Source organism: Streptomyces sp. AM25, assembly GCF_058146165.1.
Genome location: NZ_JBKIWN010000003.1, coordinates 308,528 through 326,872 on the forward strand (window position 1 = coordinate 308,528; position 18,345 = coordinate 326,872).

General features: G+C 73.2%; 20 protein-coding genes and 1 pseudogene. 10 read left to right on the forward strand and 11 right to left on the reverse strand.

The annotated features are described in order from the left end of the window. A partial coding sequence (locus tag ACLHRZ_RS05380) for a helix-turn-helix domain-containing protein (protein WP_490417079.1) occupies positions 1–637 on the forward strand: 637 nt, incomplete at its 5' end. Positions 638–705: 68 nt separating this feature from the next. On the opposite strand, the gene ACLHRZ_RS05385 is transcribed toward ACLHRZ_RS05380, so the two are convergent. From ACLHRZ_RS05385 to ACLHRZ_RS05405, 5 genes are all read right to left on the reverse strand, one after another. Further along, positions 706–1,236, reverse strand: coding sequence for an RICIN domain-containing protein (locus ACLHRZ_RS05385; RefSeq protein ID WP_490417080.1), 531 nt, complete (start codon positions 1,234–1,236; stop codon positions 706–708). Between the two features lie 244 nt (positions 1,237–1,480). Next, on the reverse strand, positions 1,481–3,046 hold the full coding sequence (locus ACLHRZ_RS05390) for an FUSC family protein (RefSeq protein ID WP_490417081.1): 1,566 nt from the start codon (positions 3,044–3,046) through the stop codon (positions 1,481–1,483). A gap of 32 nt (positions 3,047–3,078) precedes the next feature. Next, positions 3,079–4,077: an acyl-CoA dehydrogenase family protein gene (locus ACLHRZ_RS05395; protein ID WP_490417082.1), complete on the reverse strand. Its 999-nt coding sequence runs from the start codon at positions 4,075–4,077 to the stop codon at positions 3,079–3,081. Continuing rightward, entirely contained in the window at positions 4,074–5,219 is a 1,146-nt protein-coding gene (locus tag ACLHRZ_RS05400; RefSeq protein WP_490417083.1) for an acyl-CoA dehydrogenase family protein, read from the reverse strand. The genes ACLHRZ_RS05395 and ACLHRZ_RS05400 overlap by 4 nt, the downstream gene beginning before the upstream one ends. Further along, complete coding sequence (locus ACLHRZ_RS05405) at positions 5,219–6,055, reverse strand: enoyl-CoA hydratase (protein WP_490417084.1); 837 nt, start codon at positions 6,053–6,055, stop codon at positions 5,219–5,221. The genes ACLHRZ_RS05400 and ACLHRZ_RS05405 overlap by 1 nt, the downstream gene beginning before the upstream one ends. Before the next feature lie 44 nt (positions 6,056–6,099). On the opposite strand from ACLHRZ_RS05405, the gene ACLHRZ_RS05410 reads away from it, so the two are divergent. The 4 genes from ACLHRZ_RS05410 (at position 6,100) to ACLHRZ_RS05425 (ending at position 10,074) form a co-directional block, all read left to right on the forward strand. Then, the gene (locus ACLHRZ_RS05410) at positions 6,100–6,906 is read left to right on the forward strand and encodes an SDR family oxidoreductase (RefSeq protein WP_490417085.1); all 807 of its coding nucleotides are present in this window, start codon (positions 6,100–6,102) and stop codon (positions 6,904–6,906) included. Positions 6,907–6,920: 14 nt separating this feature from the next. After that, on the forward strand, positions 6,921–7,511 hold the full coding sequence (locus ACLHRZ_RS05415; protein WP_490417086.1) for a TetR/AcrR family transcriptional regulator: 591 nt from the start codon (positions 6,921–6,923) through the stop codon (positions 7,509–7,511). Positions 7,512–7,631: 120 nt separating this feature from the next. Beyond that, complete coding sequence (locus ACLHRZ_RS05420; RefSeq protein WP_490417087.1) at positions 7,632–8,789, forward strand: acetyl-CoA C-acetyltransferase; 1,158 nt, start codon at positions 7,632–7,634, stop codon at positions 8,787–8,789. Between the two features lie 79 nt (positions 8,790–8,868). After that, on the forward strand, positions 8,869–10,074 hold the full coding sequence (locus ACLHRZ_RS05425) for a PP2C family protein-serine/threonine phosphatase (protein WP_490417088.1): 1,206 nt from the start codon (positions 8,869–8,871) through the stop codon (positions 10,072–10,074). A gap of 74 nt (positions 10,075–10,148) precedes the next feature. On the opposite strand, the pseudogene ACLHRZ_RS05430 reads toward ACLHRZ_RS05425, so the two are convergent. Further along, a pseudogene (locus tag ACLHRZ_RS05430) lies at positions 10,149–11,039 on the reverse strand (MFS transporter); the annotation flags it as partial. 269 nt (positions 11,040–11,308) lie between these two features. Between ACLHRZ_RS05430 and ACLHRZ_RS05435 the strand changes: the two are divergent. After that, the gene (locus tag ACLHRZ_RS05435; protein ID WP_490417227.1) at positions 11,309–11,500 is read left to right on the forward strand and encodes a hypothetical protein; all 192 of its coding nucleotides are present in this window, start codon (positions 11,309–11,311) and stop codon (positions 11,498–11,500) included. Then, positions 11,497–11,712, forward strand: a complete 216-nt coding sequence (locus ACLHRZ_RS05440; protein ID WP_490417089.1) for a recombinase-like helix-turn-helix domain-containing protein — start codon at positions 11,497–11,499, stop codon at positions 11,710–11,712. Before ACLHRZ_RS05435 ends, ACLHRZ_RS05440 begins: the two co-directional genes overlap by 4 nt. Before the next feature lie 232 nt (positions 11,713–11,944). Here ACLHRZ_RS05440 and ACLHRZ_RS05445 read toward each other — a convergent pair whose 3' ends face one another. Genes ACLHRZ_RS05445 through ACLHRZ_RS05465 form a run of 5 tightly spaced genes read right to left on the reverse strand, consistent with a single transcriptional unit; the run spans position 11,945 to position 16,232 of the window. After that, a complete protein-coding gene (locus ACLHRZ_RS05445; protein WP_490417090.1) occupies positions 11,945–12,766 on the reverse strand; it encodes an SCO6745 family protein in 822 nt (273 codons plus the stop codon). 22 nt (positions 12,767–12,788) lie between these two features. Continuing rightward, entirely contained in the window at positions 12,789–13,838 is a 1,050-nt protein-coding gene (locus ACLHRZ_RS05450; protein WP_490417216.1) for an NAD(P)H-dependent flavin oxidoreductase, read from the reverse strand. A gap of 11 nt (positions 13,839–13,849) precedes the next feature. After that, on the reverse strand, positions 13,850–14,608 hold the full coding sequence (locus tag ACLHRZ_RS05455; protein WP_490417091.1) for a CoA-transferase subunit beta: 759 nt from the start codon (positions 14,606–14,608) through the stop codon (positions 13,850–13,852). Continuing rightward, on the reverse strand, positions 14,605–15,456 hold the full coding sequence (locus ACLHRZ_RS05460; RefSeq protein WP_490417217.1) for a CoA transferase subunit A: 852 nt from the start codon (positions 15,454–15,456) through the stop codon (positions 14,605–14,607). The genes ACLHRZ_RS05455 and ACLHRZ_RS05460 overlap by 4 nt, the downstream gene beginning before the upstream one ends. Before the next feature lie 14 nt (positions 15,457–15,470). Further along, complete coding sequence (locus ACLHRZ_RS05465; protein ID WP_490417218.1) at positions 15,471–16,232, reverse strand: enoyl-CoA hydratase family protein; 762 nt, start codon at positions 16,230–16,232, stop codon at positions 15,471–15,473. A 77-nt stretch (positions 16,233–16,309) separates the two neighbouring features. Here ACLHRZ_RS05465 and ACLHRZ_RS05470 point away from each other — a divergent pair, with 77 nt between their 5' ends. The 3 genes from ACLHRZ_RS05470 to ACLHRZ_RS05480 all read left to right on the forward strand — a co-directional run bounded on the left by ACLHRZ_RS05470 (position 16,310) and on the right by ACLHRZ_RS05480 (position 18,331). Next, positions 16,310–17,092, forward strand: a complete 783-nt coding sequence (locus ACLHRZ_RS05470) for an SDR family oxidoreductase (protein WP_490417092.1) — start codon at positions 16,310–16,312, stop codon at positions 17,090–17,092. A 4-nt stretch (positions 17,093–17,096) separates the two neighbouring features. Next, on the forward strand, positions 17,097–18,008 hold the full coding sequence (locus ACLHRZ_RS05475; protein WP_490417093.1) for an SDR family oxidoreductase: 912 nt from the start codon (positions 17,097–17,099) through the stop codon (positions 18,006–18,008). A 110-nt stretch (positions 18,009–18,118) separates the two neighbouring features. Continuing rightward, positions 18,119–18,331 (forward strand): cold-shock protein, encoded by a 213-nt coding sequence (locus ACLHRZ_RS05480; RefSeq protein ID WP_490417094.1) that lies wholly within the window; start codon positions 18,119–18,121, stop codon positions 18,329–18,331. Positions 18,332–18,345 lie beyond the last annotated feature (14 nt).

The following is an 18,345-nucleotide window of genomic DNA, read 5'->3' on the forward strand; positions in this document are numbered from 1 at the left end:
GCACGCGAAGTTCGCGTGCCGACCGGATCTGGCGCTCACCATCGGGCCGGCCGCGGCAATCTGGGCGAAGGGAGTGCTGGCACCCCTGCGCGCCTACTCGGCGAAACGCCCCCAGGACCCCGACAGCGGGGAGCTTCTGGCCACGGCTGCGTCGTGGCTGACCTTCTCCTCCCAGGCGACCTCACACCTGAAGATCCACCGGAACACGCTGTCGGCCCGCCTCAGACATATCGAGGAACTGCTGAATCTGGACCTCGACCGCCTGGCCGACCAGTCCCTCCTGGCCCTGGCCGTCCGCGCGGACACGACGCCGTCCGACAACCGGGATACCGGGACGGTCCCTTCACTCGACGAACTCCTCGTGCAGCCGGCCGTGGTGTCATGGGCCCGCCGACAGCTCGGCCCGATCAGGGCGCTGCCTTCCTCGGACGAACTCGACCGGACACTGACCGTCTACCTGTGCAACGACGGGCGGCTCGGCCCGACCGCCGCCGCCCTCTCCCTCTCGACGACCGCGACGCGCAAACGGCTCGCACGCGTCGAGGCGCTCCTCGAACGGTCTTTGCTCCGCTCTCCCAGCGTGCGTTACGACCTGTGGCTGGCGCGACGCGTCATGACGCTCACGGAAGGCGCATGAACGGTGCACCTGTGCCAGGCACTTGACCTGGACCGGGCCGGCGTGGGGGACCGGGCGGCGCCGCTTTCCTAGAACCAGCGCTGGTTGTTGCCGCCGTTGCACTTCATGGCGTAGACCTCTTCCCGCTTGTTGCTGTCGAGGCACATTCCGGTCTGGCGGTTGACGAGGTTGAAACGGTGCCCGTCCCACTTCTCGTACCACTGCTGGTAGTAGTTCACAGGGCTGGAGCAGGGTTCCAAGTAGACGTGCCCCTGCTCGTTGGAGTCCGGCCACATGGCGAGGCAGTAATCGCCGTTCAAACCGGAACGCTGAGCCCACGCGCCGTCGGGGTTCTCGAGGTTGTTCTGGGAATCGACCCACTTCTTCGTGTCCGTGTCGCTGTCGAACCCACAGGTCCAGAGGTCGTTCGAACTGGGAACTCTCGCGTAGACGTGGTATCCGCTGTTGTCGTTCTTGATGGCGTTGACCAGACAGCCACCGGTGGCGTCGTTGGTCCAGGTGATGGGGCCGCTGGCCGAGGCGGAGCCGGACGTGCCCATGAGCAGAGCGGGGATCGCGGCCGCGACCGCGGCCAGCTGCATGATGCGTCGCTTGGACATGCGGGATTCTCGTTTCGTCGTCGGGCGAAGTGGCCGAGTGCCTGCACGCCGCAGGGGCGTGAATCGCTGGTGACAGACGCTAGGACAGCGTGAGAGGGGCCTCGGTGTCTGTTCGCACGGTGAGGCCGGGCTTCCCGGTTCGGGATTGCACAGTGAGCAGTACGTGCCCGGGAACGGAGGCTCTCCGACCTTGTCGGTCCTCGGCGCCGCACAGTCTGTGCCGACCCATGGGACACGCCCCCGGCTACGCCGCCGTCGCGCGCTCCGGGGTCCGCCCCGTGAGTGCGGCCAGCGTGCGGTGGCCCTCGTGCTCCTCCTCCGTCAACCGCTCGTCGGGCAGTGCCCGTTGCCACCACTCGCCGGCCGCGACGTCCGCCGCCTCCCGCAGCTCGACGAGCGCGGCGGCGAGCCGGTCCCGGTGCGGGGCGGGGTCCGCGGCGGCCGCGTGCCGGAGTTCGCGGACGCGGGCCAGGGCGGCCTCGGTCCGGTCCGCCGCGCGCCGGTTGGTGACGAGCATGCACGTGAGCAGCCCGACCGCGGCGCCGACGAGGGTGTCCGTCCAGCGGTCGCCGATCAGCTGTGCGGCGGGCCGGCTCCCGGCGAACTCGTTGAACAGCAGCGCCATGGGCGTGACGCACAGGGTGCCCAGCCAGTAGTTCCGGGAGATGAACGCCTCGGCCCCCACCTGGAGGACGAGCGCGGTGAGCACCATTGCCACCGCGCCCGAGCGGGTGAGCGGCAGCAGCGCGGTGAAGAGCGCCAGGCCGAGGACGTTGCCGACGACGCGCTGCACCGCGCGCTGCCAGGACAGCGTGGTGTTGGCCTGGAAGACGGACGCGGCGGTCACCACGGCCCAGTAGGGGTGGGTGCTGCCCAGGGCCAGGGACGCCCACCCGGCCAGCGTCGCCCCGACCGCGACCCGGGCCCCGAGCGGCAGCAGCGGGGAGCCGGGGCGCAGCCTGCCGAGGAGCGGTCCCGGAGGGGTGCCGGGGGGCGGCGGAGGCGTGGCCTCCGCGGGCAGCGGCCCGCCCTTGCGCAGGGCGCGGGCCCGGTCGGCCAGCTGCCCGGCGTCGCCCCCGTGGCCCGTCAGCGCGGCCTCGGCCTGCAGGACGAGGTGGTGCAGCGGTCCGGCGACGTGGGCCGGGGTGCCGGCGAGCGCCCGGCGGGCGGCGCCGGAGGCGGTGGCCGCCGCGTGCCGGGCCCGGGCGGCGCCGGACGGTTCCGCGCGGAGCAGCCGTCCGGCCGCCTCCAACGCGCGGGCGACGGCGATGCGTTCGGGCCCGTGCGGGCGCACCGGCGCCGGGGCCATGCACACCAGCCAGGCGAAGGCGCCCGCGGCCAGGACCAGACCCAGGTGCGCGGGGACGTCCCCGATCCGCTGGGGCACGAAGAACATGGTCGACGAGACGAAGGTCAGCACGATGTTGCCCGGCGGGCCGACGCGCGTCGCGTCGCACAGCACCTTGTGCACCGCCGCCACCAGCGCCGCGAGCAGGACCAGCACCGCCGTCGACGGGACGAGCGCGGCACTGGTCAGGGCGGCGCCCGCGCCGGCCACCGCCCCCAGGACCACCCAGGCCAGCGTGCGGGCCCGCGCCGCGTAGGGCCGGTCGTGCCCGTACAGCGCGCAGAGCGCGCCCGCGGCGGTGTACAGGACCAGGTCGAGGCGGCCGAGCGTCAGCAGGACGAGGTCGGGTACCGCCATGGCGAGGGCCGCGCTGAAGGCCGGCTTGGGCCAGATGTCCGCGGGCCGGTTCAGTCGCAGGAGGCCGCGCAGGGGCAGCGGCCGGACGCGTGGGGGCTTTGCCATGCAAAGACATTAGCAGGTGGTTAGTAAGTGTTTTACTTGGAAAATATCTCGATGGCGCGGGCCCTGCACTCCGCCGGGCCGCCCCACGCCGACCGCAGCCCCCGCGCCTTGCCGATCCACAGCGACAGGTCGTACTCCGCCGTGTACCCGATCGCACCGTGCACCTGCAGCGCCGTGCGGGCCGCCGCATGGGCCGCGTCGCAGGACGCGGCCTTGGCCGCCGCCACCTCGGCCCGCGCGGTGGGCGCCCCCGACGCCAGCGCCACCGCGGCCCCGAACACCAGCGGCCGGGCGAACTCCAGCCCGATGAACGCGTCCGCCAGCCGGTGCTTGACCGCCTGGAACGAGCCGATCGGCGCACCGAACTGGGTCCGCCGCCGCGCGTGGGAGACCGTCCGGTCCAGCAGGGCGAGCCCGACGCCCAGCGCCTGCGCGGCCGTTGCGAAGGCCGCCCAGTCGGCCGCGAGCGCGGCCGCCGCCTGCACCGCCGGCCCGGAGGCGAGCAGCGCGCCGCCGCCGGCCGGGCGGGCCAGCCGGCGCGCGGGGTCGACCGAGGGTCGCACCGGCCCGTGGCCGGGGGAGAGGAACAGGTCCTCGCCGGCCACGGTGAACACCGCCTCCGCCGCCTCCGCGTCCAGTGCGTACGGACCCCCGCCCGGCAAGGTCAGCGTCACCGGCGCCCGCCCCGCGCACACCCGCGGCACCCACTCCCGCGCAGGCCCCGCCTCCCCCAGGTGCGCGAGCAGCGCCGTGGCCGCAACCGTCTCGGCCAGCGGGCCCGGCACGCAGTGCCGCCCCAACTCGACGAACGCCACCGCCAGTTCGACAGGCAGCGGCCCCACCCCGCCGTACGCCTCCGGCGCCGCCAGGTCGAACACCCCCGCATCCGCCACCCGTTGCCACAGCGCCAGCCCCGGCGCGCAGTCGCCCCGCGCCCAGGCCCGGACGGTCGGCGGGGTGCCGGACGCCGTGAGCATCCGGTCCAGCGTGCGCCCGAACTCCCTCTGCTCCGCGTCCGGCAGGAACCTCACCCGCGCCGTCCTTTCGGCAGCCCCAGCAGCCGCTCGCCGATGATGTCGCGCTGGATCTCGTTCGTCCCGCCGTAGATCGGCCCCGCGAGGGCGAAGGTCCAGCCCTCCGCCCAGTCCGTGCCCGCGAGTTCGCCGTCCGCGCCCAGCAGGTCCAGCGCCGTCTCGTGCAGGGCGAGGTCCAGCTCCGACCAGAAGACCTTGACAGGACTGGACTCCGCCGTCCCCGCGCCGTCCCCGTCCCCCGATGCCCGCCCGTAGCCGTACAGCTGGTACGCCCGCGCCCGGATCGCCACGTCCGCGACCCGCTCCCGCAGCGCCGTGTCGCCCGGATCCGCCGTCGCGCGCCACAGCTCCACCAGCCGCCGGGCGGCCGCCGTGAACCGGCCGGGGCTGCGCAGCGTCAGCCCGCGCTCGCTGCCCGCCGTGCTCATCGCCACCCGCCAGCCGTCGCCCGGCGCACCGACGACGTCCGCGCCCGGCACGAAGACCTCGTCCAGGAACAGCTCCGCGAAGGCGGGCCTGCCGTCGAGGCGGCCGATGGGCCGCACGGTCACGCCCTCCGCGCCGAGCGGGAACATCGCGTACGTGAGCCCCTGGTGCGGCCGCCCGGCCCCCGGATGGCTGCGGAACAGCCCGAAGGCGCAGTCGGCGAAGGCGGCCCGCGAGGACCACGTCTTGTGCCCGCTCAGCAGCCAGCCGCCCGGGGCCGGGCGCGCCACGGAGCGCAGCGAGGCCAGGTCCGAGCCCGCCTCCGGCTCGGACCACGCCTGGGCCCAGACCGTCTCCCCGCGCGCCATCGGCGGCAGGACGCGGGCGCGCTGCTCCTCGGTGCCGTGCGCGAGGAGGGTGGGCGCGAGGAGGTGGACGCCGTTCTGGGAGACCCGGGCGGGGGCGCCCGCCGCGTGGTACTCCTCCTCGAAGACCAGCCACTCCAGCAGCGAACGGCCGCGCCCGCCGTAGGTCTCCGGCCAGGAGACCGCCGACCAGCCGCCCTCGTACAGGGTCCGCTCCCACGCGCGGTGCCGGGCGAAGCCCTCCGCCGTCTCCAGTGAGGGGAGCGGCGTGCGCGGCACGTGCACGGCGAGCCAGGACCGCGCCGCGGCGCGGAAGGCGTTCTCTTCGGCGCTGAAGTCGAGGTCCATCACGCCTCTTTCATGCTTCGGGCATCCATGCCGCGCAGCGGGTCCGACGACGTCTCCGCGTTGTGCGCGTGCGCCAGGTGATGCAGCCCGAAGACGGAGTCCAGGCCCGTGTGCAGCCCCTGCAGGTCCTCCGCCTGGTTGACCGCCCGCTTGGCCAGCGTGAGGCCCATGCGCGGCATCCGGGCGATGCGTTCCGCCAACTCCCGTGTTGCCGCCGCGAGTTCCTCCCGCGGGACGAGGCGGTTGACCATCCCGATCTCGTACGCGCGCCGCGCGCCCATCCGGTCGCCGGTGAAGAGGAACTCCTTCGCGATCCGCGGCGGCATCACCCAGGGGTGGGCGAAGTACTCGACCCCGGGAATGCCCATGCGCACCACCGGGTCGGCGAAGAACGCGTCCTCGCTCGCCACGATCACGTCGCACACCCACGCCAGCATCAACCCGCCCGCCACGCAGGCCCCTTGGACGGAGGCGATCAGCGGCTTCGGGAGCTCCCGCCAGCGCCGGCACATGCCCAGATAGACCTCCGACTCCCGCGCGAACCGCTGCTCGGCTCCCTTTTTGTCCGCGTGGTCCCACCACAGTCCGGCCCGGCGCGCGAACGGCAGATGGGCATCGCGCTCCGGAGTGCCGATGTCGTGGCCCGCGGAGAAGTGGTCGCCCGCGCCCGCGAGGACGACGACCTTCACCGCGTCGTCGGCGGACGCCTCGTAGAAGGCGCTGTCGAGGGCGTAAGTCATCGCGGAATTCTGGGCGTTGCGGTACTCGGGGCGGTTCATGGTGACCGTCGCGACCGGGCCGAGCCGCTCGTAGCGCACTGTCGGGGCAGTGGTCATGGCCATCCTTCCCTAACAAGTGCTTGGTAGGTTACCGTGCGGACATGAGCAGCGTCGAGGAGTCACTCGCCAGTGCTCCGCCCTATCTCCCGGGCCACGCCCTGCTGGCCGGCCGGACGGCCGTGATCACCGCCGCCGCCGGCACCGGCATCGGCGGCGCGACGGCCCGGCGCTTCCTCGAAGAGGGCGCGCGCGTGGTGCTCGGCGACGCCCACGAGGCCCGGCTGCGCAGCAAAGTCGCCGACTGCGCCGAGCAGTTCGGCGAGAAGAAGGTGGCCGGCCTGCCCTGCGACGTCACGCAGGAGGACCAGGTCGCCGCCCTCCTCGACCACGCCGAGGAACGCCACGGCACCCTCGACATCCTCGTCAACAACGCGGGCCTCGGCGGCACGGCCGACCTCGCGGACATGAGCGACGAGCAGTGGCACACCGTCCTCGACGTCACCCTGAACGGCACCTTCCGCTGTACCCGCGCCGCCCTGCGCCGCATGCGGACCGCCGGGCGCGGCGGCGTCGTCGTCAACAACGCCTCGGTCCTGGGCTGGCGCGCCCAGCGCGGCCAGGCCCACTACGCCGCCGCCAAGGCCGGTGTCATGGCCCTCACCCGCTGCGCCGCCGTCGAGGCCGCGGCCTACGGGGTGCGCGTCAACGCCGTCGCCCCCAGCCTCGCCGTCCACCCGCACCTCGCCAGGGTCACCGGACCGGAGCTGCTGGAGGAGCTCACCTCACGCGAGGCGTTCGCCCGCTCCGCCGAGCCCTGGGAGGTCGCCAACGTGATCGTCTTCCTCGCCAGCGGCTACTCCTCCTACATGACCGGCGAGACCGTCGCCGTCAGCAGCCAGCGCGCGTGACGGACAATGACACCGTGCCGACCAGTAAGCCGACCAGCAAGAAGACCGAACTGCTCGCGACCGCGGCCCGGGTGTTCGCCGAACACGGCTACCGCGCCACCACGGTCCGCCGCATCGCCGACGAGGCGGGCATGCTCGCGGGCAGCCTCTATTACCACTTCGACTCCAAGGAGTCGATGCTGGACGAGATCCTCTCCGCCTTCCTCGGCGAACTGTGGACCGGCTACGACGCCGTGCTCGCGGCCGGCCTCGGCCCCCGCGCCACCGTGGAGGCCCTCGTCACCGAATCCTTCCGGCAGATCGACCGGCACCGGGACGCCGTCGCCGTCTACCAGAAGGAGTGGCGACACCTCGTCGGCCTGCCCCGCTTCGGCTATCTCGCCGCGTCCCAGCGGAAGTTCGAGCAGGCCTGGCTGGGCACCCTGCAGCGGGGCGCGACCGAGGGCGCCTTCCGCACCGACCTCGACCCCCGCCTCGCCTACCGCTTCCTGCGCGACACGGTGTGGGTGGCGGCCTCGTGGTACCGGCCGGACGGGGAGCACGGGCCGGAGGAGATCGCCCGGCAGTACCTGTCGATGGTGCTGGATGGTTTGGCCGTGCCGTAGCGCTCTGCTGGAAGCGTGGTTTGTCGGCTGCGGGTTGTCTGTGGCTGATCGCGCAGTTCTCCGCGCCCCTTCGGGGCGCGGTACCGCACGGGCTTCGACAAGTCCGTCTAGGAGGCTGTGGTGAGCGAGGCATTCATCGTCGGAGCCGTGCGCACGCCGGTCGGGCGGCGGGGCGGGGGGCTCGCCGCCGCGCACCCCGCCGACCTCGGGGCGCACGTCCTCAAGGCCCTGATGGAACGGACCGGCGTGGACCCGGCCGCCGTCGACGACGTCGTCTTCGGCTGCGTCGACACCGTCGGCCCGCAGGCCGGCGACATCGCCCGGACGAGCTGGCTGGCGGCCGGGCTGCCCGAGGAGGTGCCCGGCGTCACCGTCGACCGGCAGTGCGGGTCCTCCCAGCAGGCCGTCCATTTCGCCGCCCAGGCCGTGCTCTCCGGCACCCAGGACCTCGTCGTCGCGGGCGGCACCCAGAACATGTCGCAGATCCCCATCGGCTACGCCGCCCGCCGGGCCACCGAACCGCTCGGCCTGGACCGCGGCCCGTTCGCCGGCTCGCAGGGCTGGCGGGCGCGCTACGGCGGCCGGCCCGTCGACCAGTTCCACGGCGCGGAGGCGATCGCCGAGCAGTGGGGCATCACGCGCGAGGCCATGGAGGAGTACGCGCTGCGCTCCCACGAACGCGCGGTGCGCGCCCTCGACGAGGGCCGCTTCGCCCGCGAGACGGTGGCGTACGGGGACGTGACGGCGGACGAGGGCCCGCGCCGGGACACGTCCCCGGCGAAGATGGCCGCCCTGAAGCCGGTGCTCCCCGGCGGGCTGCTGACCGCGGCCGTCTCCTCCCAGGTCTCGGACGGCGCGGCCGCCCTGCTCGTGGCGGGCGAACGCGCGGTGCGGGAGCACGGATTGACCCCCCGGGCCCGCATCCGCCACCTGTCGGTGCGGGGCGAGGACCCGATCCGGATGCTCACGGCACCGATCCCGGCGACGGCGCGGGCGCTGAAGAAGGCGGGCCTGACGATGGACGACGTCGACCTCGTGGAGATCAACGAGGCCTTCGCGCCGGTGGTCCTGGCCTGGCTCCGCGAGACCGGGGCCGACCCGGAGCGGGTCAACGTCAACGGCGGCGCGATAGCGCTGGGGCATCCGCTGGGGGCGACGGGGGCCAGGCTGATGACGACGCTCCTGCACGAGCTGGAGCGGACGGGCGGCCGGCTCGGCCTGCAGACGATGTGCGAGGGGGGCGGGCAGGCGAACGTGACGGTGCTGGAGCGGGTGTGAGGCCGGCCCGGCCCGCCACCGCCTGACGTGAGAGCGGCCGGGATCGGTGTGAGACTGGGCACGGAAGGGGTGATTCCCCGTGTCGGAGCCTCCGCTCGCGCCCGGCCGTCCCGGCGCCGTCGACGAGAACCGGCTGGAAGAGCTGATCGTCGAGGCGCAGACGGCCCTGCCGTTCGAGCTGCCCGACCTGGCGAACCGCTGCGCCACGGCCCTCGGCCTGAGCTCTGCGCTGATCTACCTCGTCGACCTGCAGCAACAGCTGCTCATCCCCCTCGACGAGGCCTCGGAGCGGCTGGAGGTGGACCGCACGTCGGCCGGCTGGGCGTACCGCACGGTATCCCCCCGGGTGGCCGACGCCGAGGACGGCATGATCGTCTGGCTGCCGCTGGTCGACGGTGCGGAGCGGCTGGGCGTGCTGGCGGTGCGGACCGCTTCGCTCGACGGGATGCGGATGCGCCGCAGCCGGATGCTGGCGCACCTGGTCGCGATGCTGATCACCTCCAAGCGTGCCTACAGCGACTGGCTCGCCGGCCTCGCCCGCACCGCCACCATGCGGCTGCCCACCGAGATGCTGCGGGCCTTCCTGCCGCCCCACACCGTCGGCAGCAGCAAATGCGTCTCGACCGCGGTCCTGGAGCCGGCGTACGACGTCGCCGGGGACGCCTACGACCACTCCGTGGTCAAGGACGTCCTGCACGCCATGATCCTCGACTCCATGGGCCATGATCTGACCTCCGGCCTGACCACGTCGGTCGCCATGGCGGCGGCGCGCAACGCCCGCCGCGGCGGCGGCGACCTGGTCGACGTCGTCGGCTCCGTCGACCAGGCGCTCGCCGAGTGGCTTCCCGACCACTTCTGCACCGGCGTGATGTGCCGGCTCGACGCGGACACCGGGGCGCTGCGCTGGGTCAACTGCGGCCACCCGCCCCCGCTGCTGATCCGTGCCGAGCGGGTGCTCGACGGGGCACTCGACAGCCCCGCACAGCCCCCGATCGGCCTGGCCGGCCAACTCCCCTTCCCTGCCCGGCAGGTCCACGAGACGACCCTGGAACCGGGCGACCGCGTCCTGCTCTACACCGACGGCGTCGTGGAGGCACGCGACGCGGAGGGCTCGGAGTTCGGCCTCGACCAGTTCACCGACTTCATCATCCGCTTCTCCGCCGCCGGCCAGCGCCCGGCCGAGGTACTGCGACTGCTCATCCACGCCATCCTCGACCACCAGCGCAGCCAACTGCGGGACGACGCGACCATCTTGCTCTTCGAATGGCGGCCACAGGACCGCTGAAGTCGGCGCTCCGCCGGAAGCGCGGTTCGACGGAGTCGGGGACGGTCACTTACGGCGCCACATCCTCCAGTTGCCGACGAGATGCCGTAGTTGACGAAGTAGCCGCTGAACCACAGGGCGCAGACGACCAGGGTGCGCTTGCGGTAGCGGCCGGAGAGGATCTCGCGCAGTCCGCCCTTGGCGGCGTGCTTCCGTGCGGTGGCCGCCGTGGGTGCCGGCTGCGGCAGTGGCTCACCGGTGATCTTCTCCACCTTCGCCTCGATGGAGGCCATCGTTGTGAGGGCCTTCTCGTGCCGGCCGCGGTCCGCGAGCCAGCGCGGCGACTCCGGTACGCGGCGGGTGACCAGCAGGCACAGCACGCCGGGGATCGCCGCGAGGCCGAGCACCCAGCGCCAGCCGAGCAGCGGCATCAACCACCAGGCCAGCAAGCCGCATGCCGTCAGACCCGCCGGGAAGACCAGCTCGTACAGCAGCACGAATCGCCCGCGTTTGCGGGCGCGGGTGATCTCGGTGATGAAGGCGGCGGCGACCGGCACCTCGCCACCGATGGCGAGGCCCTGGACGAAGCGCAGCGCCATGAACGGACCCGGCGAGGCGCACAACGTGAGCAGCAGGCTGCATACGCCGGAAAGCGCGATGCACGCCGCGATCACCTTGACCCGGCCGATGCGGTCGGCCAGGCGGCCGGACAGCAGCGCGCCGACGAGCATGCCCATGGACCCGACCGTGATCAGGGAGGTGGTCTGCCCGGTGGTCAGCCGCCACTCGGCCCGCAGTTCGGGCAGGGCGTAGGCGATGAGCAACTGGTCGAAGGCCTCGAAGAAGGTCACCACGCCGATGACGAGCCGGACGGTGACGTGCCAGCGGCACAGGGGCAAACGTTCGAAGCGGGCGCCGATGACGGCGGCGGGCGCCGCCGTGTCCGCGGTGCGGTCTGCGGTGCCACGGGGGGTGTCGGCCGTCATGGAGAGGTCCTCCGGACCCATGCACTGATGCCGTGAAGCACAGGGTACGCACGGGAGGGTTCGGGCCGGCCGACGGTGGCTGGAGAGCCGTACGCCGGCTCGGCGACAGAGGGGGACGAGACGGTTGACTCAGCGCTAAATCTCTCAGTACTCATGGTTTACCCCCTTTGTGAAGCAGGCAGGCAAGGGTTCGTCCCGACCCGGACGCCCCGGCGGTCTATCGCCTGGCCGTGTTCAACGAACCTTCCTCACATGGCGGTTCACGCCACATGCACACCAAGCCGGGCCCCGGCCGGACGGTCTGCGTGGTCGGCTCGCGCAACCACTTCGCGTCCGACCACCGTGACTTTCTGCTCAGCGAGTCCGAACGCGCCACAGGCGAGACGATGATGCTCTGCGTCTCACGCTGTGCCTCGGACCGCCTCGTCCTGGACCTGTGGTCCCTACGGAGATCTTCATGACCACCGAAACGACCAGCAGCACGTGGCCCTGCCTCGCCCCGAACCAAACACGTGACCACGAGCCCACCGCCTACGAGCTGAAGCTCGCCCGCACCCTCGAGGAGATCTTCACGCACGTCGGCCACGAACTGGCCGACGTCGTCGCTCCAGCCCGGACAGCAGCCGGGCCGGCTGACGGCGCCACGGCGTCCGGCTGCTTCACCCTGCGCTGAGCCATGTCGTCCCTTCACGGCCGGTCCTGTCGTGAAACGCAGGCTCCGTGGCCCTGCGTAACCCCGGAGAAACCTTAGCCCTGAAACAACGCCGACGTTTCGGGGGCAGGGGGCAGGGGGGCGGGACAGATGGTGGACACCGAGAACAGCTCTGATCAACATCTCGGCATCTCGGGATGACCGCGCGTGATCGGTTCATGGCGTGAGGAGGATGCGGCGTCGGGGTGGTTGGTCACCTCCCCAACCCGATCGGATTCGGATAGCGCAGCGCCACCGCACAGGCCTCGGCCAATGGCTCCAGTACATCCGCCAGTTCACCGGCATTCGCCGGAACGGCCCGCCCCGCGGCCCGGTCCGTCGCCTCCTCCACCTCCAAGCGCAGGCGGCAGCCCGCGTCCGTGGCCCGCCCGTCACCCCTCAGCAACCCCCGCTCCCGCAGCCGCGAGCCGGCCGCCTCCCACTCCTCGTCCGTCCACCCGCGGTACGGCTGCAGCTCCGACCGCGGCAGGTCGATCCCCGCCCGCAGCACCAGGACTTCGCACCCGTCCAGCCCGGCGGCGACCAGCGCCGCCACATGCCCGTCCCCGCGGTGCTCCCGCAGCACGGTCGCCGCCTGCCACAGCCGCTCCAGCGGCTCCTCCGGCAGGCCGAGCGCCGCGTTCGCGGCGGCCAGCACCCGGCCGCCGCAGTCGAGCCCGGCCACGCACGCCGCCAGCAGCTCCGCCGCCCGCTCCGCCTCCTTCTCCCGGCCGGCCAGGAGCCTTCGCAGCGCGGCCCGGGCGCCCGACAGGCGCAGTTCCAGGGCCCGTTCGGGCGGGGTGATCCCCCAGACCTCCGGGAGGGCCCGCGCCACCATGGACGGCGCGAAGTTGAAGAAGGCCGCCGTCACCGGCTCCGGGCCGACGGGGCCCAGCGGTGCGGCCCGGCCCGCGAAGTAGCCGCGCCGCCAGCCCCGCAGCCCCGCCTCCCGGAAGGCGTCCAGCGCCTCGGGCGCGAAGTAGGTGACCGCGTGCACGGGTTCGGTCAACTGCCAGAGGGTGCGCGCCGCTTCCATGAATGCCTCCGTCCGCGCCGGCTCATCCCGGCTCGGGCAAGCCTCGCAGAGTCGCCTGCGCCTGCGCCATGATCCGGTCGACCAGGGCGGCCACCGGGGGCAGGTCGTCGATCACCCCGGCGACCTGGCCGGCGGCCATCACCCCGAGGTCCGTCCGCCCGTCGACCAGGGCGGCCTTCAGCAGCATCGGCGTGTTCGCGGCCAGCAGCACCTGCGACCAGCCCAGCGCCTTGCCGTTCTTCATGGCCAGGCCGTCGCGCACCAGGTCCGCCCAGCCCAGCCCGGAGAGCCTGCGGAAGGACGCGGCATGCCGCAGGGCCCGCAGCAGCACGGCGGCCGGGCCCGAGTGCTCCAGCTCCGTGACGAAGGGGGTGCGCAGCATCCGGTGCGGGAGCCCGTCGACCTTGGACGTGACCGTGACGTCCCGTACGGACGCGCCGAGATAGGCGGCCTTGACCGGCGCCGGCACCGTGCTGTCGGCCGTCAGCAGGAACCGCGTGCCCATGGCGATGCCCGCTGCGCCGTACGCGAGTGCCGCGACGAGGCCGCGGCCGTCGTGGAAGCCGCCCGCCGCGACGACCGGGATGTCGACGGCGTCGACCACCTGCGGCAGCAGCACGTTCGTCGCCACGTCCCCGGTGTGCCCGCCGCCCTCCGCGCCCTGCACGATCACCGCGTCGGCTCCCCAGGCGGCCACCTTCTCCGCGTGCCGCCGGGCGCCGACGGACGGAATGACGACGACCCCCGCGTCCTTGAGCCGGGCCATCAGCTCGTAGGAGGGCGCGAGTGCGAACGAGGCGACGCGCACGCCCTCGTCGACGATGATGTCCGCCCGCTCCGCCGCATCGCCCGCGTCCGCGCGGAGGTTGACCCCGAAGGGCTCCTGCGTACGGGCCTTCACGTCGCGGACGGCGGCCCTGAGTTCGTCCGGCGTCATGGTCGCCGAGCCCAGGATGCCCAGCGCCCCGGCCGCGGCCACCGCCGAGACGAGCCGGGGGCCCGCGACCCACCCCATGCCGGTCTGCACGACCGGGTGCCGCACGCCCACGAGCCGCGTCAGGGCGGTCGGCAGCTCGGGGGCGGTCACGGCCGCACCTCGCGGTCGCGCAGCCCAGCGGGGTCGAGAACCTCCCGGATCAGGCGGAGTTCGGCCTCCGTCGGCAGTCGCGTGACCGGCACGTCGCCGGGGACGTCGAGCGGGAAGCCGGTGGCGGCCTGCACGTCCTGTGCGGTGACGCCCGGGTGGAGGGAACGGACGCGCAGCGTGCGGTCCGGGGTCTCGAAGTCCAGCACGGCCAGGTCGGTGACCACCCGGCGCAGGCAGTGGAAACGGGACGCGGCCGGGCCGGCGGCCGTCGCCCGGTCGTGGCCGACGCCGCAGACCATGTCGACCTGCTCGACCAGCACCCGGGTCGAGTGCCGCGGGATCCAGTAACTGACCGGGTTGTTGAGGGTGTTGACGGGCGCTCCGCGCACCCCGAGCAGCTGCCGGTCGGGGCGCCGCCAGTCGCCGATGCAGGAGATGTTCTGGTTCCCGTGCCGGTCCAGCTGGCTCGCGCCCATCATCACGTGCCGCCGCCCGCCCGTGACCAGGGCCAGGTGCCGGCGGTACGGCAGCCACCCCTCGACGACGCGGGCCCCGTCCCCGGCCGCCGGGTCCTCGGCGGTCAGCAGCGCCTCGCCGTCGGTGAGCAGCAGGCCGGGGGAGAAGGTGAGCCGCGCCAGCCGGGCGCCGATCGCGGGCACCGGCCCCATCGGGCTCGCCAGGATCTCCCCGTCCCCGCGCCAGGCCTCCGCGCAGGCCACGACGCACACCTCGGCCCTGCTCGCGCCGCCGCTCACGCGCCCTCCCCGGCGAACTCCGCGACCGCGGCCCGGTATTCGGTCTCGTCCCCCGACAGGAAGCGCCCGGCGAACTCCCGCCAGGCCGCCGGATCGGCCGCGGCCTTGGCATAGGCCGCCTGGAACGCCTCGTCGCGCCCGTAGTCCGGTGCACAGGAGGTGAAGTGCGCACCGCCCGGGGCCTCTATGACCCCGGTGACGCAGTGCCGCTGCACCAGCAGTGTCTGCAGGGCCGTGCCGTCGGCGGTGAACTCGGCGCTCTCGACGATGCGTTCGCAGGAGACGTACGCCTCCCGCGCGGCCTCGCAGAAGAGGTCGTCGAAGTACGGGTCCGGGCCCAGGTACTGGGCGTTGCCGAGGACGTCCGCCCGGTTGAGGTGCACCAGCGCGGCGTCCAGGGCGAGGGCGGGCACGGCGAGCAGCTCCTCCCTGTCCGCGTACGGCGAAGTGACCGTCCGCAGGCCGGGGTTGACCCGCATCACGTCCGAACCGAGCCCGGCCCGCACCGGCATGAACGGCAGCCGGTGCGCGGCGGCCGTCAGCCCCCACATCACCATCGCCTCGTCCATCTCGGTCAGTTCGAGCGTGCCGTTCTGCCGGGCGGCGCGGAAGTGCGGTTCGAGCGGGATGGAGTCCAGTGTGGCGAAGGCCGCCACGAGTCTGCGGATCTTCCCGGCGGCGGCCAGCAGGCCGACGTCCGGACCGCCGTAGGAGACGACGGTGAGATCGGTGAGGTCCGAGCGCAGGAGGGCCCGGACGAGGGTCATCGGCTTGCGCCGCGAACCCCAGCCGCCGATGCCGATCGTCATGCCGCTCGCCAGCCGGGAGACGGCCTCGTCCGCCGTCATGCGCTTGTCGGCCGTCAAGAGTGGTCCTTCCCGTCCTTGCCGGAGACGAACGCCTCGCGGAGCCGGTCGGCGACCCCGCCGAGCGCGGCCTCGAAGGTGAAGCCCTGCTCGTAGCGGTAGCTGCGGCGGACGTCGACGGGGTCGATGCCGTTGAGTGCGGCCTTGGCCAGGCGCAGCAGCGAGCCGTCCTTGGCGGCGATCTCACGCGCCAACTGCACGGCGGTGAGGGCCAGTTCGCTGCGCGGTACGACCCGCCACACGGAGCCGTGGCGGTACAGCTCCTGCGCGCTGACGGTGCGTGCGGTGAAGTAGAGGGTGCGCATCAGGTGCTGCGGGACGAGCCGGGCGAGGTGGGTGGCGGCGCCGAGCGCACCCCGGTCCAGCTCGGGCAGTCCGAAGACGGCGTCCTCCGAGGCCACGACGGCGTCGGCGTTGCCGACGAGCCCGATGCCGCCGCCCAGGCAGTGGCCGTGCACCGCGGCGACGACGGGCACCTCGCACTCGTACACGGCGGAAAACGCCGCGGCGCAGGCGCGGTTGACGCCGGTCAGCGCCCGGTGGCCGGGAGTGCGGTGCACCTCCTTGAGGTCCACCCCGGCGTTGAAGCCGCGCCCGGCGGCGCCGAGGACGATGCAGCGGACGTGCAGGTCGGTTCCGGTGCGGCGGACGGTGTCGGCCAGGTCGTACCAGCCCTGCACGGTAAGGGCGTTGACCGGGGGGAAGTCCACGGTGACGACGGCGATGCCCGGTTCGGGACGTGCGGTGGAGATGCCCATCGGCTGCCTTTCCACCAAACGTTTGTTAGGTATCGTGGTGACGGTACCAGTGGACCGCCTGCCACGGGAGGCGCCGAGTGGGCAGAGTGTGCGGCCTGGAGGGCCGCGTCGCCGTCGTCACGGGAGGGACGCGGGGAGTGGGTGCGGGAGTGGCCCGCGCGTTCCTGCGCGCGGGGGCGGAGGTGGTCGTGTGCGCGCGCCGGCCTCCGGCGGAGCCGGTGGCGGCGGAGGGCCGTGCGGCCCGCTTCCTGCCGGCCGACGTGCGCCGACCGGCGGCGGTGGAAGAGATGTTCAACCAGATCGCTGCGTGGTCGGGCCGCGTGGACGTCCTGGTGAACAACGCCGGCGGAACGCCGTTCCGCCCGCTCGGCGAGGCGGATGCCGCCGCGCACGCCCGTATCGTCGAGCTCAATCTTGTGGCACCGCTGACCGTTTCGCTCGCGGCCCACGGCATGATGCGGGAACAGCCCGACGGCGGTTCGGTGTTGATGATCGGCAGTGTCAGCGGCACCCGCCCCTCGCCCGGCACCGCCGCCTACGGCGCCGCCAAGGCCGGACTGGAACACCTCGCCCGCACCATGGCGGTGGAGTGGGCTCCGACGGTGCGCGTCAACACCCTGCTGCTCGGCATGGTGCGCACGGAGTCGGCCCACCTGCACTACGGCGACGCGGACGGCGTCGCTGCCGTCGCCCGCACCGTCCCGGCGGGCCGATTGGCCGAGCCGGACGAAGTGGGCGAGGCGGCCGTCTTCCTGGCCTCCGACCGGGCCGCCTACATCACCGGCGCGAGCCTGCTCGTCCACGGCGGGGGAGAGCGGCCGGCGTTTCTCGGCGCGGCGAACGTCAATCGAGGGGGTTGAGCGGATGACCGGAATCTGCACCGGACAGGTCGCCGTGGTCACCGGCGCCGGCCGCGGCCTCGGCCGGGCGCACGCCCTGGCGCTCGCGGCGGAGGGAGCGCGCGTGGTCGTGAACGACCTCGGAACGGGCCTTGCGGGCGAGGGCAGTTCCGAGGGCCCCGCGCAGGAGGTCGTACGAGAGATCCGGTACCGGGGCGGGGAAGCCGTGGCCCACGCCGGGGACGTGGCGACGGCGGAGGGCGCGGCTTCCCTCGTCGCCACCGCCCTGGACGCCTTCGGCCGCCTGGACGTCCTCGTCAACAATGCGGGGTTCCTGCGGGACCGCATGCTGGTCAACCTCGACGAGGACGACTGGGACGCGGTCGTCCGCGTCCACCTCAAGGGCCACTTCCTGCCCATGCGCTGCGCGGCGGCGCACTGGCGCGCCGAGTCCAAGGCGGGACGGGCGGTACGGGCGAGCATCGTCAACACCACGTCGGGCGCGGGGCTGCTGGGCAGCGTGGGCCAGGCCAACTACGCCACCGCGAAGGCCGGCATCGTGGCGCTCACGCTGGTGGCCGCGGCCGAACTGGCCCGCTACGGGGTACGGGCCAACGCGGTTGCGCCCGCAGCACGGACGCGGATGACGGAGGGGGTGTTCGGGGAGGGCCTGGCGTCGACGCCGGAGGACGTCGCGCCGTTGGTGGCGTGGCTGGGGTCGCCGGCTTCGGCAGGCGTCACGGGACAGGTCTTCGAGGCCGAGGCCGGCCGCATCACGGTGATGGAGGGCTGGCACCGGGGCCCGACGGCGGACAAGGGCGGGCGGTGGACGCCGACGGAGGCGGGGGACGCTGCGCGTCGGCTGTTGGCAGGGGTGCGGGAGGGGCTGCCGGTGTACGGGGCGGGGGAGGGCGCTGCCGTCACCCGTTCGGGCTAGTCTCCGCCCCGGTCGGCATGCCGACCGGGGCGCGCTGCGCATGCTGAAGTCAGGGGCCGTCTCCCGTGTGCCCCCACTGCCACGGCCCACACGTGACTCAGGGAGCACTCATGGCTGACCGACAGAGCGGCATTGTGAAGTTCTTCAACAACGACAAGGGATTCGGGTTCATCGCCCCGGATGAGGGAGGCGACGACGTTTTCGTGCACTTCAAGGCAATCGAGTCGGACGGGTTCAAGTCCCTGGACGAAGGGCAACGCGTGTCCTTCGTCGCCGTGCAGGGACAGAAGGGCATGCAAGCCGAGCAGGTGCGGCCGGAGTGACGATGGGCGGTACG

Bases quoted from the DNA above. Each gene is read 5' to 3' on its own strand.
- ACLHRZ_RS05385 (WP_490417080.1), bottom strand. From the start codon at position 1,236: ATGTCCAAGCGACGCATCATGCAGCTGGCCGCGGTCGCGGCCGCGATC.
- ACLHRZ_RS05390 (WP_490417081.1), bottom strand. From the start codon at position 3,046: ATGGCAAAGCCCCCACGCGTCCGGCCGCTGCCCCTGCGCGGCCTCCTG.
- ACLHRZ_RS05400 (WP_490417083.1), bottom strand. From the start codon at position 5,219: ATGGACCTCGACTTCAGCGCCGAAGAGAACGCCTTCCGCGCCGCGGCG.
- ACLHRZ_RS05405 (WP_490417084.1), bottom strand. From the start codon at position 6,055: ATGACCACTGCCCCGACAGTGCGCTACGAGCGGCTCGGCCCGGTCGCG.
- ACLHRZ_RS05410 (WP_490417085.1), top strand. From the start codon at position 6,100: ATGAGCAGCGTCGAGGAGTCACTCGCCAGTGCTCCGCCCTATCTCCCG.
- ACLHRZ_RS05435 (WP_490417227.1), top strand. From the start codon at position 11,309: ATGCACACCAAGCCGGGCCCCGGCCGGACGGTCTGCGTGGTCGGCTCG.
- ACLHRZ_RS05440 (WP_490417089.1), top strand. From the start codon at position 11,497: ATGACCACCGAAACGACCAGCAGCACGTGGCCCTGCCTCGCCCCGAAC.
- ACLHRZ_RS05445 (WP_490417090.1), bottom strand. From the start codon at position 12,766: ATGGAAGCGGCGCGCACCCTCTGGCAGTTGACCGAACCCGTGCACGCG.
- ACLHRZ_RS05460 (WP_490417217.1), bottom strand. From the start codon at position 15,456: ATGACGGCGGACGAGGCCGTCTCCCGGCTGGCGAGCGGCATGACGATC.
- ACLHRZ_RS05465 (WP_490417218.1), bottom strand. From the start codon at position 16,232: ATGGGCATCTCCACCGCACGTCCCGAACCGGGCATCGCCGTCGTCACC.
- ACLHRZ_RS05475 (WP_490417093.1), top strand. From the start codon at position 17,097: ATGACCGGAATCTGCACCGGACAGGTCGCCGTGGTCACCGGCGCCGGC.
- ACLHRZ_RS05480 (WP_490417094.1), top strand. From the start codon at position 18,119: ATGGCTGACCGACAGAGCGGCATTGTGAAGTTCTTCAACAACGACAAG.